Origin of the sequence: Streptomyces sp. V2I9 (assembly GCF_030817475.1) — a bacterium.
In the GTDB taxonomy this organism is placed as follows: domain Bacteria; phylum Actinomycetota; class Actinomycetes; order Streptomycetales; family Streptomycetaceae; genus Streptomyces.
This window is the reverse complement of the sequence record NZ_JAUSZJ010000002.1, coordinates 2,199,492-2,216,441: the sequence shown is the minus strand read 5'-3', so window position 1 is coordinate 2,216,441 and position 16,950 is coordinate 2,199,492. Positions and strand designations below refer to the sequence as shown.

The following is a 16,950-nucleotide window of genomic DNA, read 5'->3' as shown; positions in this document are numbered from 1 at the left end:
CGTCCCGGCCGGACCCCACCCCACCTCCGGCCGGGGCGCGCTCCCCTCGGCGCTCCGGGCGGCGAGGAAGAGCGAAGGCGCATGACGGCGGAAATCGGCCGGGGTGGAGTGCCCCGATGCCGCACCCGCCCCGGACCGTCCTCGTTCACCTCTCGACGGGAGGGCGGCCCCGGGCCCCTCCCGTGACGCGCCGGACATCCTGCGGCAACGGAATCGTCTTCAACTCTTGACACCCACTGCCTCCAGGCAGCAACCTTCCGTCACGACATGGGAGCGCTCCCACTCACTGGGGGCGGTCCATTCGCCTCCTCTTGCCGCACCCGAGCGGACGCTCTCCCGCCCTGCCTCGCGGACCGGCGCAGGTCCCCTGGACCGACCCCGGTGCCATCCCCGGAAGAACCATCCGGCACCACCCCGAACCGCCCTCGTGCCACCCCCGACCCACTTCGGAACCGTCCCGGAACCAGCCCCGGGAACACCCCCCGGAACAAGGAGCAGTGGAATGCGCATCATTCGCAGCGTCGCCGGCCGTCGCCGGAGGACCGTCTCCGTGGCCACCGCGGGACTCACGGTCACCGCCCTCCTCCTCACCGGATGCGGCGGCTCGTCCGACTCCGGCAAGGGGGCCGACGCGGACGGCACCATCACCCTGACCGTCGCAAACTTCGGCCAGTTCGGGTACAAGGAGGCCGGACTCCTCGAGAAATACCACGAGTTGAACCCGAAGATCACGGTCAAGGAGGACACCACCGCCGAGGAGAAGAACTACTACCCCAAGCTCCTCCAGCAGTTGAACTCCGGAAGCGGCCTCGCGGACGTCCAGGGCATCGAGGTCGGCCGGATCAAGGAGATCGTCGACACCAAGGCGAACTCCTTCGCCGACCTCTCCAAGGTCATCGGCGTGGACGAGTGGGTGTCGTGGAAGGCGAAGCAGGCCACCGCCCCCAACGGCGCGGTCATCGGCGCGGGCACCGACATCGGCCCCATGTCCCTGTGCTACAACCGCGAGTTGTTCGAGAAGGCCGGGCTGCCCACCGACCGCGCCGAGGTGGCGGAGCTGACCGCGGGCGGCTGGGAGGACTACCTCGCCCTCGGGGAGCGGTACAAGAAGAAGGCCCCCTCCGGCACGTACTTCATGGACTCCGCGAGCGCCATGTTCAACGCCGTGGTCAGCTCCAGCCCCGAGCAGTACTACGACGCGAGCGGCAAGCCGGTCTACCAGGAGAGCGCCAGTGTCGAGAAGGGCTGGAAGCTCGCCGCCCGGGCGGCGTCCAAGAAGCTGACGCAGGGCCTGGCCCAGTTCGAGGACCAGTGGCAGGCGGCCCTGCGCAAGAGCACCGTCGCCACCGTCGTCTGCCCCGCCTGGATGGCCGGCCAGATCTCCACGTACGCCGGTGACGCCAACAAGGGCAAGTGGGACATCACCAGCGCGCCCGGCGCCACTTCCGCCAACTGGGGCGGCTCCTTCCTCGCCGTCCCCAAGTCCGGCAAGAACGTCGACGAAGCCGCCAAGCTCGTCACGTGGCTGACCGCCCCCGAGCAGCAGGCCGCCGTCTTCAAGGCGATCGGCGTCTTCCCGTCCAACCAGGGCGCGTACGAGCTGCCCGACGTGAAGAACGCGACCTTGCCGTACTTCAACGACGCTCCGATCGGGCAGATCTACGCCGACGGCGCGAAGTCCATCCCCGAGGCGGTCCTCGGCCCGAAGGACGGCGTGATCAAGGATTCCATCTCCACCCAGATCAACAACATGGAGCAGCGCGGTACCAGCCCGGACGACGCCTGGGACGCGGCCGTGCGGACGATCGACAAGGCCATCGGCTGACGGTCGTCCGGCCCCCGGCCCCGCGTCCGGCACCTGACCCCGGACGCCGGGCCGGCCCGGACCCCCGGCCCCGGCCGATCACGGCGACCGGAACGGACGGCACTCCTAGCCGGGACGACACCCACGGCCGGAACGTGCGACACCGGCCCCGCCCCACCAACGTGCGACACCGGCCGGTGCATGCGACACCGGCCCGGCCCGGCCAGCCCCCGCCCCACCCCGGCCAGCCCCACCGACGTGCGCCCCCCACCCCGGTCCGGCTCGCCCCACCCGGCCCCGTCACCCATCGCCCCTCCACCGCCCCGGCCGTCCGTCGGGCGCACCAGGGAAGGACTCCCGCCCGTGGCAACCTCGACCCCCGTCCGGGACGCGTACGCCCCGCCGCCCCGCGCACCCCAGAAGGAACCGCCCGGCCCACGGCGGCAGGTGTGGCGCAGCCGGCTGTGGCGGTTCGACGACAAGGCGTCCCCGTACGCGTACATCGCCCCGTTCTTCCTCGTCTTCGGGGCCTTCGGGCTCTACCCGCTGCTCTACACCGGCTGGATCGCCCTGCACCGGGTGGAGATGACCGGCCTCGACTCGATGGAGTGGGTCGGCTGGGAGAACTTCGACAAGATCCTGCACGACCCGGAGTTCTGGACGTCGGTGAGCAACACCTTCCTGATCGGTGTCATCTCGACCGTCCCGCAGCTCCTGATGGCGCTGGGCCTGGCCCACCTCCTTAACTACCGCCTGTGCGCGAGTACGTTCTGGCGCACCGTCATCCTCACCCCGTACGCCACCTCCGTCGCCTCGGCGGCCCTCGTCTTCGCCCTGGTGTTCCGCGCCGACGGCGGACTGCTCAACTGGGCGCTCGGCCTCGTCGGGTTCGACCCGACCAACTGGGCCAACGGGCACTGGACGTCGAAGATCGCCATCGCGGTCATCGTGATCTGGCGGTGGACCGGCTACAACGCGCTGATCTACCTCGCCGCGATGCAGGCCGTCCCCCATGACCTGTACGAGGCTGCCTCGTTGGACGGCGCGTCACGCTGGCAGCAGTTCCGCAAGGTCACCATTCCCTCGCTGCGGCCGACGATCCTGTTCACCATCGTCATCTCCACCATCGGCTCCATGCAGCTGTTCGGTGAGCCGCTGCTGCTGGAGGGCGGTGCGCTGGGCGCGACCGGCGGCAACGAGAACCAGTACGAGACGCTCAGCATCTACCTCTACAACTACGGCTGGAACCTCGGGCATCTCGGCCCGGCCGCCGCCGTCGCCTGGGCGATGCTCGCCCTCCTGCTGATCATCGCCGCGGCCAACTGGCTCATCGGCCGATTCGTCCGCACGTCCGCGGTCTGACCGGGAGCGCTTCCATGACCACGACCAGCCCCACACCCACCGCCCCCGTGAAGCTTCCGCCGACCCCGAAGGGCGCCGGCCCGGCCCGCCCGAGCCGCTTCCGGATGGGCGCGGGACAGCAGATGAAGGGCGGCCCCTTCGCCTACGCCGCCCTCGCCGTCGTCGGCTTCGGCTCGCTGCTGCCGCTCTACTGGACGCTGGTCGCGGCCTCCCGCACCCAGGACGAAGTCCTCGCCTCCACCCCGCCGTTCCTCCCCGGCGGCAAGCTGATCGAGAACATCCGGACCGCCTGGGAGCAGGCCAACCTCGGCACGGCGATCCTCAACAGCGTCATCGTCTCCGCCTCCATCACGGCCGCCACCCTCTTCTTCTGCACCCTCGCCGGGTACGCGTTCGCCAAGATGCGTTTCCGGGGCCGCGGTTGGCTGATGACGGCGGTCATCGCCACCCTCACCATCCCGCCGCAGCTCAGCGTCGTCCCGCTGTTCATGATGATGTCCGGCCTCGGCTGGGGCGGGCAGCTCGAATCGGTGATCTTCCCGACGCTGGTCAGCGCGTTCGGCGTGTTCTTCATGCGCCAGTACCTGATCGAGGCGCTGCCGTACGAATTGATCGAGGCGGCCAAGATCGACGGCGCGAACAACTTCCGCATCGTGAGGAGCGTGGTCCTGCCGGTCGCGCGTCCGGCGATGATGGTGCTCGGGATGCTGACCTTCGTCCAGGCGTGGAACGACTTCTTCTGGCCCTACCTGGCGCTCAACCAGCAGAACCCGACCCTCCAGGTGGCCCTCGGCCAGCTCAGTGCCTCCTACACCCCCGACCAGTCCATCGTGATGGCGGGCGCCCTGATCAGCACGCTGCCGCTGCTGGCGGTGTTCGTCGTCTTCGGCAAGAAGATCGTCGGCGGGATCATGTCCGGCGCGGTCAAGGGCTGACCTTCGCCTGCCGCGGTCAGAGGCCGGGCCCTTCACCCGGTGCGGTCAAGAGCCCCCCGCCTCCCCTCGTCTCTCCCCTCCTCTCCTTCCCACCCCTCACTTCTCAGGGAGCGCTCCCGCATGACAGCCGTCCGGCCCGACACTCTCCCGCAGCAGGCCCCCGCTGCCGCCACCCCCTTCCCGACCGGCTTCCTCTGGGGCGCGGCAACCGCCGCGTACCAGGTGGAAGGCGCGGCCGCCGAGCGGGGCCGCACCCCCTCCATCTGGGACACCTTCAGCCACACCCCCGGCCGGGTCCTCGGCGGGGATACGGGGGACGTGGCCGCCGACCACTTCCACCGCTACCGCGACGACGTCGCCCTGATGAAGCGCCTCGGACTCCAGGCGTACCGCTTCTCGATCTCCTGGTCCCGCGTCCAGCCCACCGGCCGGGGGCCCGCCGTCGAACACGGTCTGGACTTCTACCGGTCGCTCGTCGACGAACTGCTGGAGGCCGGCATCCAGCCCGTCGCCACGCTCTACCACTGGGACCTGCCGCAGGAGTTGGAGGACGCGGGCGGCTGGCCCGAGCGTACGACGGCCGAACGGTTCGCGGACTACGCGGCCATCGCGGCCCGCGCCCTCGGCGACCGGATCTCCCTCTGGACGACGCTCAACGAACCCTGGTGCTCCGCCTTCCTCGGCTACGGCTCCGGGGTCCACGCCCCCGGCCGCACCGAACCGGCCGCCGCGCTGCGGGCCGCCCACCACCTCAACCTCGCCCACGGCCGGGCGACCGAGGCCCTGCGCGCCAACCTCCCCGCTGCCGCGCGGGTCTCGGTCACCCTCAACCTCCACCAGGTGCGCCCGCTGACCGACAGCGCGGCCGACGCGGACGCGGCCCGCCGCATCGACGCGGTCGGCAACCGGATCTTCACCGGCCCGATGCTGACCGGCGCGTACCCGCAGGACTTGCTGGCGGACACCGAACACCTGGTGGACTGGGCCGAGTTGGTCAGCGACGGAGACCTCGCCGCCATCGCCTCCCCGATCGACGTGCTGGGCGTCAACTACTACACGCCCACCATCGTCTCGACGCCCGCGGACGGTGCGGGCGACACCCGCGACGACGGCCACGGGAGCAGCGACCACTCCCCGTGGCCGGGCTCGGAGCACGTGGCCTTCCACCTCGCCGACCGGCTGCCGGTCACCGCGATGAACTGGTCGGTCAAGCCGGAGGGCCTGTACGACCTCCTCATGGACGTCGCCCGCGAGCACCCCGGTCTGCCGTTGATGGTCACCGAGAACGGCGCCGCCTTCGACGACGTCCCCGACACGGACGGCCGGGTCCACGACCCGGAGCGGATCGCCTACCTCCACGGCCATCTGGCGGCGGTGCGCCGGGCGGTCGCGGACGGCGCGGACGTGCGGGGCTACTTCCTCTGGTCCCTGATGGACAACTTCGAGTGGGGCTACGGCTACGCGAAGCGCTTCGGCGCGGTGTACGTCGACTACGCGACCCAGCGCCGTACGCCGAAGTCCAGTGCCCTCTGGTACGCCGACGTGATCGCCCGCCACGCCCTGCCTCCGGAGGCAGGACCGGACGCCTGACCTCGGGGAGGTGGTGCACCCGGCCGTCCCCGACGCGGGTCCACCACCGCTTTCCGGCCGTGTTGGGAGCGCTCCCATCCAGCTTTCCGTACGCTCGCCGGAGTGATCGATCCAGGACTTGGATTGACTCTACGGCTATGAGAAATTGACCGGGAACGGGGAGGCGGCCATGGCGGCAGCGCGAGTACGGAGCGGCGGGCGGCCCACGCTCGAAGAGGTGGCGGCACGGGCCGGCGTCGGCCGGGGCACCGCCTCGCGGGTCATCAACGGCTCACCCCGCGTCAGCGACGCGACCCGGCAGGCGGTCGAGACCGCCGTGGCCGAGCTGGGATACGTCCCCAACCGCGCCGCCCGCGCCCTGGCAGGCAACCGCACCGACGCCATCGCGCTGGTGGTGCCCGAGCCGGAGACCCGGTTCTTCGCCGAGCCGTACTTCTCCGCGATCGTGCGCGGCGTCGGCGCGGCCCTGGCCGACACGGACATGCAACTGCTCCTCACCCTCGTCGGCAACGACCGGGAACGCCGCCGCCTCGCCCAGTACCTCACCGCCCACCGCGTCGACGGGGTGCTCCTGGTCGCCGTGCACGCCGACGATCCGCTGCCCGAGCTGCTGGAACAGCTGGGCATGCCCTGTGTGATCAGCGGCGCCCGTGACGCGGCCGAGACGCTGCCCTTGGTCGACTCCGACAACTTCGGGGGCGCTCGGGCGGCCGTCGAGCATCTCGTCTCCCGCGGCCGTCGCCAGATCGCCACGATCACCGGCCGCCTGGAGGTGTACGGGGCCCAGCGCCGCCTCGACGGCTATCGCGCGGCCGTCGCCGCCGCCGGTATGGCCCCCGACGAGCGCCTGATCGCCCCCGCCGACTTCACCGAGGAGGGCGGTGCGCAGGCCATGCGCGACCTGCTGGCCCGCCGCCCCGGCCTCGACGCGGTCTTCGCCGCCTCCGACGTGATGGCCGCCGGCGCCCGCCAGGTCCTGCGTGGGGCGGACCGCCGCATCCCCGAGGACGTGGCCCTGGTCGGCTTCGACGACTCGGTGGTCGCCCGCCATATGCACCCGGCCCTCACCAGCGTCCGCCAGCCCATAGAGGAGATGGGCCGCCGCATGACCCGCCTCCTCCTCGACGAGATCGCGGGCCGGACCCCGGACGAGGAGCGCCCGTCGGTGGTCCTGCCCACGGAACTGGTGGTCCGCGACTCGTCGTGACCGGATGTCCGGCGGCCCGGTGGCCGATCTTCCGGATTTCACAAGTTCTTCACGCTTCCCGGCTCCGGCGGCTAGGGTTCGCTGCGTACGGCGATTGTGTGACGCACCACACACGTCACACGGTGGGCTGCTGGAGTGCGTTCCGGGCGGCTGTGCATCTGGGGGGCCTCGTGCACGAGATGGTCAAGGGCGCCAACATCGGCCTGGCGACGCTGAGCGAGAACGTCGGGTCGGTGATGGTCAGCCTGGGGTGGAGCAGTTCCACGGGCGAGGGCGACGCCGACGTCTCCGTTCTGCTGCTCGACACCGACGGCAAGGTCCGCAGCGACGTCGACTTCTGCTTCTACAACAACCCCGTCGCGGGCGATGGCAGCGTGCAGCTGCTCGGCAAGACTCCGACGGCCGACGGCAACGAGGACCGGATCTCCTTCGACCTGGACGCCGTCCCGCCTGAGGTCGAGAAGGTGGTCGTCGCCGCCAGCCGCTACGGGGGCTCCCGCTTCGGCGAGTTGGACGATCTCCGGCTCACCCTCGCCGACAGTGCTGGCGACGGGCTCGTCCGGTTTGCCGTGCAGGACGTCGAGGAGGTCGGCGCCCTGATCTTCGGCGAGCTGTACCGGCGCGCGGGGGAGTGGAAGTTCCGCGCCGTCGGCCAGGGGTACGCATCCGGGCTCGCGGGACTGGCGACCGACTACGGCGTCGACATCGACGACGACGCGGAGGAGAGCGGCACCGAGGCGGGGGGCCTCGCCCCGGACCCGGACGACCCCGGTCCCGACGTGGTGGAGCGGTCCGGGCGGGTCCCCGCCCAGAGTCGGGACGGGGGCGCGGCAGACCGGGCGGTGGCGGCGGTCCCGGTAGCCGTACCGGTGCCGGCGGAGTCCGGCGTGCCGCCCGCCGCCATCGTGTCGGAGCCGTCCGATCCCACCTTCGCGCCAAAGCCCGCACGCCGCCCGCGTACGGCGAAGAAGAAGGTCACGCTGCCCCGTACGGCCAGGAAGTCGCTCGCCGACAACGACTCCTGGCGCACCGCCCGGCTGTTCCCCGGCTCCGCGCTCAAGAGCGACCGGGAGCGCGAGACGCGCGCCACCTCCGTCGTGCTGTCGGTGATGGCCCAGGTACCGGAATTCGGCCGCCGCCTCACCGCAGGCTTCGGCGCGCCGGCCGGCCGGATGGAGACGTTCACCGAGGTCACCCTGCCGCACGGGGAGTCTCCGCGTCGCCCGGACGGGGTGATCCGCGTCGAGCGGGCGGGCAAGCTGTGGACCGCGCTGGTGGAGACCAAGACCAACGGGAACGCGCTCAAGGCCGACCAGGTGCAGGCGTACATGGACATCGCCGCCCGGCGCGGGTACGAGGCGGTGATCACCCTGTCCAATGACGTCGCGCTGGAGGGGAGCCCGCTCGTCGACGTACGGATCGACCGGCGGCGCAAGCACAAGGTGGCGCTCTGGCACCTGTCCTGGGCCGAGGTCGTGCACCAGGCGCAGATGCTGATCCGCCATGAGGGGGTGGGCAACGCAGCGCACGCCTGGCTGCTCCAGGAACTGCTCCACTACCTCCAGCACGAGAACTCCGGCTGCCACGGTTTCCAGAACATGGGCGCAGCCTGGGTCCCCGTACGCCGGGGGATCGACGAGGAGACCCTCTGCCAAGGTGACGCCCGCGCCCTGGAGGTCATCGAGAACTGGGAGCGGCTGGTCCGGCAGGTCTGCCTGCGGCTCGGCGGCGAGCTGGGGCAGAAGGTCCTGCCGGTCCAGCGCGTCCGGCGCGGCTCCGACCCGGGCGCGCGCCGCACCGAGCTGGCCGACCACCTCTGCGAGCAGGGGCGGCTGAACGCGGAGATCCGCATCGAGGGCACGCCGGGTGTCCTCGGCATCACCGCGGATCTGCGCACCGGCAAGCTCCGTACGTCGATCGAAGTCCCCGCCGAAGGGGCGGGCTACCCCCTCGCCCGAGCCAAGCGGCTGGTGCGGCGGCTCTCCGAAGCCCCGGCCGACCTCCACATCGAGACGCTCGTGGACGGCCCCGGCGCCGGTCCGCGCGGCACGCTGGAACGGCTGCGTCCGGAGCCCGCCGACATCCTTCCGAAGGACGGGGCGCAGGTCACCGGCTTCCGGCTGTCCCTGTTCAAGAGCATGGGCCAGGGGCGGGGCAGCGCCGAGACCGGCTTCATCCGCAGCGTCGACGACGCGGTGGACCGCTTCCATGCCCAGGTCGTCGCCCATGTTGAGGCCCCGTCGATCTGACGGCGGGTGTCCCCACGCACACCAGGCCGGTCACGGGCGCTCCGGGGCCGGTTCGGTGCGTGGGGACTCCGGACTCGGAGTGCCTGCTTTCAGTGGTGTGGACATGACCAAGGGGCAGGACTACCCTCCGTCTTGGTCTAGACCAAGCATGGCGAGCCGCCGCGCTCCGGTCCGTCTGTCCGCAAGCTCCACCCCTCACCTCAGGAGCACCACATGCGCAGAAAGATCACGTCCTTACTCCTCGGCCTCGGCGTCGCCGGGGCATCCCTGCTGGCCACCTCCGGCAGTGCGCAGAGCCACGGGTACACCGACTCGCCCATCAGCCGGCAGCAGCTCTGCGGCAACGGCACGGTCCGCAACTGCGGACAGATCCAGTGGGAGCCGCCGAGCGTGGAAGGCCCCAAGGGCTTCCCGGCGCGCGGCCCCCGTGACGGCCTGATCTGCGCCGGAGGCAACCAGCGGTTCGCCGAGCTGGACGACCCGCGCGGCGGAGCCTGGCCCGCCACCTCCGTGAACGCCGGCGCGAGCCACACCTTCCGCTGGCGGATCACCGCCCGGCACGCCACCACCGACTTCCGGTACTACGTCACCAAGGACGGCTACGACCCGTCGAAGCCCCTCACCCGCGCCGACCTGGAACCGCAGCCCTTCCTGACCGTGCCCTTCGGCGGCCGGCAGCCGGGGGCGACGGTCACGCACGCGGGCGCACTGCCCCAGAAATCGGGCAAGCACCTGATCCTCGGCGTCTGGACCATCGCGGACACGGGCAACGCGTTCTACGCCTGCTCCGACGTCACGTTCTGACCCGGCGCGCGGCAGGGAAAGCGGAAGGGCCCCGGTCCGCAGACCGGGGCCCTTCTCTCAGGGTGAGTAACGGGACTTGAACCCGCGACATCCTGGACCACAACCAGGTGCTCTACCATCTGAGCTATACCCACCATGTCGTCCGGTCGTTTCCGACCGGCCGAGAAAAAGTGTACAGGGTCCGGGAGGGTGCTCGCGCCACCGTTTCCCGGCGCCGGTCCACGGGCGCTCGGCGCGCCCGTGACCAGCGGGTTCCTACGGTGCGGCCGGGGCCGCCAGACGCGCCGCGATCTCCTTGGCGCGCTCGGAGTCCGGGCCGGGCTGCGGCACGAAGACCGCCTCCCGGTAGTAGCGGAGCTCCGTGATGGAGTCACGGATGTCCGCCAGCGCCCGGTGGTTGCCGTTCTTGTCCGGGCTGTTGAAATACGCCCGCGGGAACCAGCGCCTGGCCAGTTCCTTGACCGAGGACACGTCCACGATCCGGTAGTGGAGGTACCCCTCCAGCTCCCGCATGTCCCGCGCCAGGAACCCGCGGTCGGTACCGACCGAGTTTCCGCAGAGCGGGGCCTTGCCGGGCTCCTTCACATGCTCGCGGACGTAGGCCAGGACCTGCTCCTCGGCGTCCGCCAGGGTGGTGCCCCCGGCCAGCTCGTCGAGGAGGCCCGAGGCGGTGTGCATCTGCCGCACCACCTCGGGCATCGTCTCCAGGGCCGCGTCCGGCGGGCGGATCACGATGTCCACCCCTTCGCCGAGCACGTTCAACTCCGAGTCGGTGACCAGGGCGGCCACCTCGATGAGTGCGTCGTCCGTCAACGAGAGCCCGGTCATCTCGCAGTCGATCCACACCATGCGGTCGTTCATGGGCCCCACCCTACGGGGCACTCCGCTGCCCCGGCAGCGCCGGGCGTCCGGGAACGAACGCGTCGGGACCGGGCAGGGAGTGCTCCCCGGACCCCACCGAGGCCGCCAGGACCACCGGTGCGGAAGACGCCGGAGAGCCCCGGCGTCCGGACGGCGGCCCCTGGCTGGGCACCATCGTCTCGACCACCGTCGTGGCGCTCTCCGCCACCCCCTGCGGACGACGGGCCCGGTAGGCGGCCCGGTACGCGGCGGGGGAGGAGCCGAGCTGGCGGCGGAAGTGCCCGCGCAGCGCGACCGGGGAGCGGAAGCCGCAGCGGCCGGCGACCTCGTCCACCGAGTAGTCGGAGGTCTCCAGCAGCCGCTGCGCCTGCAGCACCCGCTGGGTGATCAGCCACTGCAGCGGTGCGCTCCCGGTGAGCGAACGGAACCTGCGGTCGAAGGTCCGCCTGCTCATGTAGGCGCGCGCGGCGAGCGTCTCCACGTCGAACTGCTCGTGCAGATGCTCCAGGGCCCAGGCCACGACCTCGGCGAGCGGGTCGGAGCCGATCTCCTCGGGTAAAGACCTGTCCAGGTAGCGCTCCTGCCCGCCACTGCGCCGCGGCGGCACCACGAGCCTGCGGGCGAGTGCCCCGGCGGCCTCCGTGCCGTGGTCGGTGCGGACTATATGGAGGCAGAGATCGATCCCGGCGGCCGTGCCGGCGGACGTCAGCACATCGCCGTCGTCCACGAACAGCTCGCGCGGATCGACGTGCACCGACGGATAGCGCTTGGCCAGCGTCGGCGCGTACATCCAGTGTGTGGTGGCCGGCCGTCCGTCCAGCAGGCCGGCGGCCGCGAGCACGAAGGCTCCCGTGCACAGACCGACGATGCGGGCGCCCTCCTCGTGGGCGCGCCGCAGCGCGTCCAGAGCCTCGGCGGGCGGCGGCGAGGTGATCGACCGCCAGGCGGGCACCACCACGGTGCCGGCCCTGCTGATCGCCTCCAGGCCGTACGGCGCGGTGAGTTCGAGGCCGCCGGTGGTGCGCAGCGGTCCTTCCTCGCCCCCGCAGACCAACAGGCGGTAGCGGGGAACTCCCGCGTCCTGCCGGTCGATTCCGAAAACGGAGAGCGGGATGGAGCTCTCGAAGATAGGGCCGCCGCTGAACAGCAGCACGGCAACGACTTCCCGGCGTCGCCGCCCGGTCAGCTTGCGTGCGGCCTCCGTCGCGGCGGCGGAGTCCTGGCTCATGACGCTAAGCCCCCCTCGGTGTTCGCGTCTCCCTGGTCCTTACGGGCCTGTCGCTCCAGCACGTTTCCCCTCGGTGTCGCACGTGTCCCCAGTCCCCGATTTTCAAGATCGAAATCTACTGCGTCGCGTGGTCCCGCCGTGACACCTTCCCCCACCAGCTCAATGTCGATAAGGAAACGTGGCGTGAAGCGTTCGATCACGAAGCGTTCCATCCGCGAAGGGCGCAGGGAAGTGCCCTTCGCGAAGGTGGCCCGTCCGCGTCGGGTGAAAGCGTACCGCGCGGTCCGTTCCTGCCTGGTGGGCGGCGGGATGTCCGGCCATCCGGTGAAGGGGAGTACCCCCGGGTGAAGTTGGCTTGAAATAGTCGGTTGTGTGTGCTGAATCCGGTCACGCCGGGCGCACAACCACCCGGAGAACACCGCGCCGGTGCGCTCCCTCGCCGTGGTGAATCCCGGTGCGTCCGGAGCGCGGAGCGCCGCCGCGGCGGGCCGCCGCGACGCACGGTGGACCGCGGTGGTGCGGGGCTGCACGCACCGGCCGATCCGCTGTGGGACACGAGATCCACTGGGCCCCCGCCGGGACGGGCGGCCCGCCGGCGAGGGTCCCGCCGACCTCGCGGTCGGCCCCTTCGGAGGCCGTCGCCGGGTCCGGGCGGGAGGGGCGCCGCGGCGGGTCGCCCGGACCTCCACGCGTCCGGGTGACGGAACCGCCGGGGCGTGGCCAACGGAGACCGGGTGCGGGCCCCGCCGCCGGGTCCGGCACGCTTCCTCCGGCGCTCGTGAAAAACAGGACGGTCGCCCGTGTTCGACCGCCCCCAGGCAGGTGTACGACACAACCGGCATTGCCATCCCGGACAGGCTCGTGCATGCTCCCTCCAGCGCCGCGCACGCTTTTGCGGGGGTCTGGGCGGTGGAGGAGTGACGCCGTACCCTTGGGGGTATGGGGTTGGGAAGATGATTCCCGGACACAGCTTCACCATCAGCTGACGCACCTGATGCACCTCGAAACCGTTCCCTCCTCACGAGGACTCTCTTCGCCGAGACACCGATGGCCGGTCACGAAATCCCTGAACCCAAGGACCGCAAGCCGGTAGCCGACCCCGCGTCGGAGCCGCGCACGGTCGAAGAAGCACGCCATGCGTGCGATCCCGCCTTCCGGCACGGAGTCGTGGTCGGTTTCGACGGCTCCACGTCCAGCGAGCGGGCCCTCGCCTATGCCATCGGCATGGCGGGCCGGTCCGGATCCGGCCTGATCATCGTCCATGTCGCCAACAGGCTGCCGACCACGGTCTGGGCGGGCTGCGAGCCCCCCGTCTTCGTGGACGTCCCCGACCACCGCACCGAGGTCCTCGGCCTGGAGCTGGCCTGCGCGGACTATCTCTCCGACGTCCCCTGGGTGCTGGTCGAGCGCGGGGGCGACATCTGCCACGAACTGGAGGAGGTCGGCCGGGAGTACGCCGCCGACGCCATCGTGGTGGGCTCCACGCACGGCATCGTCGGCCGGATCTTCGGCTCCGTGGCCGGCCGCCTCGCGCGCCGCGCGCAGCGCCCCGTCGTCGTCATCCCCTGAGCGCACCCTCCGCGAGCCCCGAGGGCACCCGGAGAGCCCTCGGCCGAGTTGAGGCACCGTCAGAAGCCTTCGCTGCGGCACGCGTTGGGCCCCGCACCGTCACGGGGACGGTACGGGGCCCGATGTCTGCGCGCGGCCGTCTACTCGACCGTGACGGACTTCGCCAGGTTGCGCGGCTTGTCGATGTCGCGGCCCATCGCCAGGGCCGTGTGGTACGCGAACAGCTGGAGCGGGATGCCCATGAGGATCGGGTCCAGTTCGTTCTCGTTCTTCGGCACGACGATGGTGTGGTCGGCCTTCTCCTGGACCTGGTGGGCGACGGCGAGGATGCGGCCGCTGCGGGCCTTGATCTCCTCCATCGCGGCGCGGTTCTTCTCCAGCAGGTCGTCGTCCGGCACGATCGCCACGGTCGGCATCGCGGGCTCGATCAGCGCGAGCGGCCCGTGCTTCAGCTCCGAGGCCGGGTAGGCCTCGGCGTGGATGTACGAGACCTCCTTGAGCTTCAGGGACGCCTCGCGGGCCACCGGGTAGCCGCGCACCCGGCCGATGAACATCATCGACTTGGCGTCCGCGTACTCCGCCGCGAGCCGCTTGATCTCGTCCTCGCCCGCCAGGATCTCGCTGATCTGCTCCGGCAGCCGGCGCAGCCCGTCGATGATCCGCTTGCCGTCCGCGACCGACAGGTCACGGATACGGCCCAGGTGCAGGGCGAGCAGCGCGAAGGCGACCACCGTGTTGGTGAAGCACTTGGTGGAGACCACGCAGACCTCCGGGCCCGCGTGGACGTACGTACCGCCGTCGGCCTCGCGGGCGATCGCGGAACCGACCACGTTGACCACGCCGAGGACCCGCGCGCCCTTCCGCTTCAGCTCCTGGACGGCGGCCAGCACGTCGTACGTCTCGCCCGACTGGGAGACGGCCACGTACAGGGTGTCGGGGTCCACGACCGGGTTGCGGTAGCGGAACTCGGAGGCCGGCTCGGCGTCGGCGGGGATGCGGGCCAGCTCCTCGATCAGCTGGGCGCCGATCTGGCCCGCGTGGTACGAGGTGCCGCAGCCGAGGATCTTGATCCGGCGCACCCCGCGCGCCTCACGGGCGTCCAGGTTGAGCCCGCCCAGGTGCACGGTGGAGAACCGGTCGTCGATGCGGCCGCGCAGCACGCGGTCCACGGCGTCGGCCTGCTCGGAGATCTCCTTGTGCATGTACGTGTCGTGGCCGCCCATGTCGTACGACTCGGCCTCCCACTCCACGGTGGTCGGCGTGGCCGTCGTGGTGGAGCCCTCCGTGGTGTACGTACGGAAGTCGTCGGCCTTCAGCGTGGCCATCTCGCCGTCGTCCAGCGTGACGACCTGGCGGGTGTGGGCGACCAGGGCGGCGACATCGGAGGCGACGAACATCTCCTTCTCGCCGATGCCGAGGACGACCGGGGAGCCGTTGCGGGCGACCACGATGCGGTCGTTGAAGTCGGCGTGCAGCACGGCGATGCCGTAGGTGCCCTCGACGTGGCGCAGCGCCTCGCGGACCTTCTCCTCCAGGGTGTCGGCCGCGGCGCGGGCGATCAGGTGGACCAGCACCTCGGTGTCGGTCTCGGAGAGGAAGACCACGCCGTCCGCGGTGAGCCGGGCGCGCAGCTCGGAGGCGTTGTCGATGATCCCGTTGTGGACGACGGCGACCTTGTTCTCCGCGTCCAGGTGGGGGTGGGCGTTCTCGTCGCTGGGCGCGCCGTGGGTGGCCCAGCGGGTGTGGGCGATGCCCGTGGTGCCGGCGAACCGCTTGGGGACCTTGGCCTCCAGCTCGCGGACCCGGCCCTTGGCCTTGACCATCTTCAGCGTGCCCGGCTTGCCCGCCGCGGCCTTGCCGGTGATGACGATGCCGGCGGAGTCGTACCCCCGGTACTCCAGCCGCTGGAGCCCTTCCAGCAGCAGCGGAGCGACGTCACGCTTCCCGATGTATCCGACGATCCCGCACATGGATTCCCTGCCCCTCCTCGACGTACACGTACACACGCGTGGTGGACGCCCCGCACGGGCGCCCGGCTCGCTCAGCCGTAGACGATGCGGCGCAGCTGGCGGAGCGAGAGCTCCGGCGGCGCCACGGCGCGGTGCGGCAGCTCGGCCGCGATCCGCTCGAAGATCTCCGTGTTGACCAGGCCGCCGGACTGCAGTTCGCGGTGGCGGCGCCGGACGAAGTCGTCGGTGCTCTCGTCGAAGTACGCCAGCACGTCGAGGACCACCCGCGCCGCCTCGCCGCGCTGGAGCGCGGTGGAGCGTACGAGGTGGTCGATGAGGTCGTCATGCGACGAGCGGCGTTCGAGCACCCGTCGATATTGCGTGCCGGAGCGCGCTTACGCAAGAAATCTGCCCGATATCGGGCAAGCGGGCCGAGCAATCCTGCCCGGACGCCTTACATCATGCGCAGGACGGCCTGCTTCGCGGTGGTGAACTCGTCGTCGGTGAGGACCCCGGCCCGGTGCAGCTCGCCCAGCTCCCGCAGCCGCCGCAGCAGCGCGTCGTGGTCGCCGGCGGGAGGGGCGGCGGGCTCGGCGGCCCGCGTCACGGCCGGGGCCGCCTCCGGGGCGTCGAGCGCCTTCCCGGCCGCGGGCAGCCGCACCAGCACCGCCGCCGCGACCAGGACGGCGGTGTGCTCCTTCTTGGAGATCCCCCACAGGTCCAGCGCGTACGGGTCGTACTTCGGCGGCGCGGGGACGGGCCCCTCGACCGGCTCGAAGCGCAGCCAGCCGTTCTCCAGCCCGACCGAGGGCATCCACCGCACCGCCGCGATCCGCGCCAGCGGGATGACGGCCGGGCCTCCGGCGGTCTTGGACTCCTCGGCCTTCCAGTTCCAGGTCAGCCGGACGGTCTCGCCGTCGAAGGAGGCCGTGCCGTCACCGCCCCCGCCGGAGACCGGCAGGGCGGGGCCGGGCAGCAGGAACCGGTCCACCGGACCGTCCGGCACCTGCTCGATCAGCAGCGCGTTGCGGACCTCGTCGACGAAGTACTCCGCGACCCCCGTGCGGTCCTTCTCCACGGTCAGCGCGTAGGGGTCGGCGCCGTCGCCCAGCCGGCCGTCGGCGGCCCGCAGCACCGGGCAGGCCCCGCCGCGCAGCCGCAACCGCAGCCGGCCGCCCTTGCGGTCCGGCTCGAACGAGATGCCCGCCACCGCCCGCACGGGTACGGCGACCTCCCCCAGCGCGGAACGGACCGGGTGCGCCTTTCCTCCCGGCACGATGCGCACGGTGTCCCCGTCGAACGTCCATGTTCCGTCCCGCTGGATGATTTCCGCCATGGAGCCGATTCTGCCGGCGCGACGGGGGAGCGGGGCGGGCGCCCGAGGAACCGTTC

At 71.4% G+C, this 16,950-nt stretch carries 14 protein-coding genes and 1 tRNA gene; 9 read left to right on the top strand and 6 right to left on the bottom strand.

Annotated elements, in window-relative coordinates:
• Positions 1-502 precede the first annotated feature (502 nt).
• From QFZ71_RS09685 to QFZ71_RS09655, 7 genes are all read left to right on the top strand, one after another.
• Complete coding sequence (locus tag QFZ71_RS09685; RefSeq protein WP_307667855.1) at positions 503-1,825, top strand: ABC transporter substrate-binding protein; 1,323 nt, start codon at positions 503-505, stop codon at positions 1,823-1,825.
• A 342-nt stretch (positions 1,826-2,167) separates the two neighbouring features.
• On the top strand, positions 2,168-3,166 hold the full coding sequence (locus QFZ71_RS09680; RefSeq protein ID WP_307667854.1) for a carbohydrate ABC transporter permease: 999 nt from the start codon (positions 2,168-2,170) through the stop codon (positions 3,164-3,166).
• Between the two features lie 14 nt (positions 3,167-3,180).
• Complete coding sequence (locus tag QFZ71_RS09675) at positions 3,181-4,101, top strand: carbohydrate ABC transporter permease (RefSeq protein ID WP_307667853.1); 921 nt, start codon at positions 3,181-3,183, stop codon at positions 4,099-4,101.
• Between the two features lie 120 nt (positions 4,102-4,221).
• Complete coding sequence (locus QFZ71_RS09670) at positions 4,222-5,691, top strand: GH1 family beta-glucosidase (RefSeq protein ID WP_307667852.1); 1,470 nt, start codon at positions 4,222-4,224, stop codon at positions 5,689-5,691.
• 169 nt (positions 5,692-5,860) lie between these two features.
• Positions 5,861-6,898: a LacI family DNA-binding transcriptional regulator gene (locus QFZ71_RS09665; RefSeq protein ID WP_307667851.1), complete on the top strand. Its 1,038-nt coding sequence runs from the start codon at positions 5,861-5,863 to the stop codon at positions 6,896-6,898.
• 179 nt (positions 6,899-7,077) lie between these two features.
• The gene (locus QFZ71_RS09660; protein ID WP_307671390.1) at positions 7,078-9,147 is read left to right on the top strand and encodes a TerD family protein; all 2,070 of its coding nucleotides are present in this window, start codon (positions 7,078-7,080) and stop codon (positions 9,145-9,147) included.
• Between the two features lie 213 nt (positions 9,148-9,360).
• Positions 9,361-9,951, top strand: coding sequence for a lytic polysaccharide monooxygenase (locus QFZ71_RS09655; RefSeq protein ID WP_307667850.1), 591 nt, complete (start codon positions 9,361-9,363; stop codon positions 9,949-9,951).
• Positions 9,952-10,012: 61 nt separating this feature from the next.
• On the opposite strand, the gene QFZ71_RS09650 is transcribed toward QFZ71_RS09655, so the two are convergent.
• From QFZ71_RS09650 to QFZ71_RS09640, 3 genes are all read right to left on the bottom strand, one after another.
• A tRNA-His gene (locus QFZ71_RS09650) sits at positions 10,013-10,085 on the bottom strand.
• 121 nt (positions 10,086-10,206) lie between these two features.
• Positions 10,207-10,812, bottom strand: coding sequence for an oligoribonuclease (orn, locus tag QFZ71_RS09645; RefSeq protein ID WP_307667849.1), 606 nt, complete (start codon positions 10,810-10,812; stop codon positions 10,207-10,209).
• Between the two features lie 10 nt (positions 10,813-10,822).
• Positions 10,823-12,040 carry a helix-turn-helix domain-containing protein gene (locus QFZ71_RS09640; protein ID WP_307667848.1) on the bottom strand — a complete coding sequence of 406 codons (1,218 nt, stop codon included), beginning with the start codon at positions 12,038-12,040 and terminating at the stop codon, positions 10,823-10,825.
• Positions 12,041-12,223: 183 nt separating this feature from the next.
• Between QFZ71_RS09640 and QFZ71_RS09635 the strand changes: the two genes are divergently transcribed.
• Entirely contained in the window at positions 12,224-12,388 is a 165-nt protein-coding gene (locus QFZ71_RS09635; RefSeq protein ID WP_307667847.1) for a hypothetical protein, read from the top strand.
• 699 nt (positions 12,389-13,087) lie between these two features.
• Positions 13,088-13,609 (top strand): universal stress protein, encoded by a 522-nt coding sequence (locus QFZ71_RS09630; RefSeq protein WP_307667846.1) that lies wholly within the window; start codon positions 13,088-13,090, stop codon positions 13,607-13,609.
• Positions 13,610-13,749: 140 nt separating this feature from the next.
• Here QFZ71_RS09630 and glmS read toward each other — a convergent pair whose 3' ends face one another.
• The 3 genes from glmS to QFZ71_RS09615 form a co-directional block, all read right to left on the bottom strand.
• Positions 13,750-15,579 (bottom strand): glutamine--fructose-6-phosphate transaminase (isomerizing), encoded by a 1,830-nt coding sequence (glmS, locus tag QFZ71_RS09625; RefSeq protein ID WP_307667845.1) that lies wholly within the window; start codon positions 15,577-15,579, stop codon positions 13,750-13,752.
• A 71-nt stretch (positions 15,580-15,650) separates the two neighbouring features.
• Complete coding sequence (locus tag QFZ71_RS09620) at positions 15,651-15,926, bottom strand: hypothetical protein (protein ID WP_018488852.1); 276 nt, start codon at positions 15,924-15,926, stop codon at positions 15,651-15,653.
• 86 nt (positions 15,927-16,012) lie between these two features.
• Positions 16,013-16,894 carry a DUF4429 domain-containing protein gene (locus QFZ71_RS09615; protein WP_307667844.1) on the bottom strand — a complete coding sequence of 294 codons (882 nt, stop codon included), beginning with the start codon at positions 16,892-16,894 and terminating at the stop codon, positions 16,013-16,015.
• Positions 16,895-16,950 lie beyond the last annotated feature (56 nt).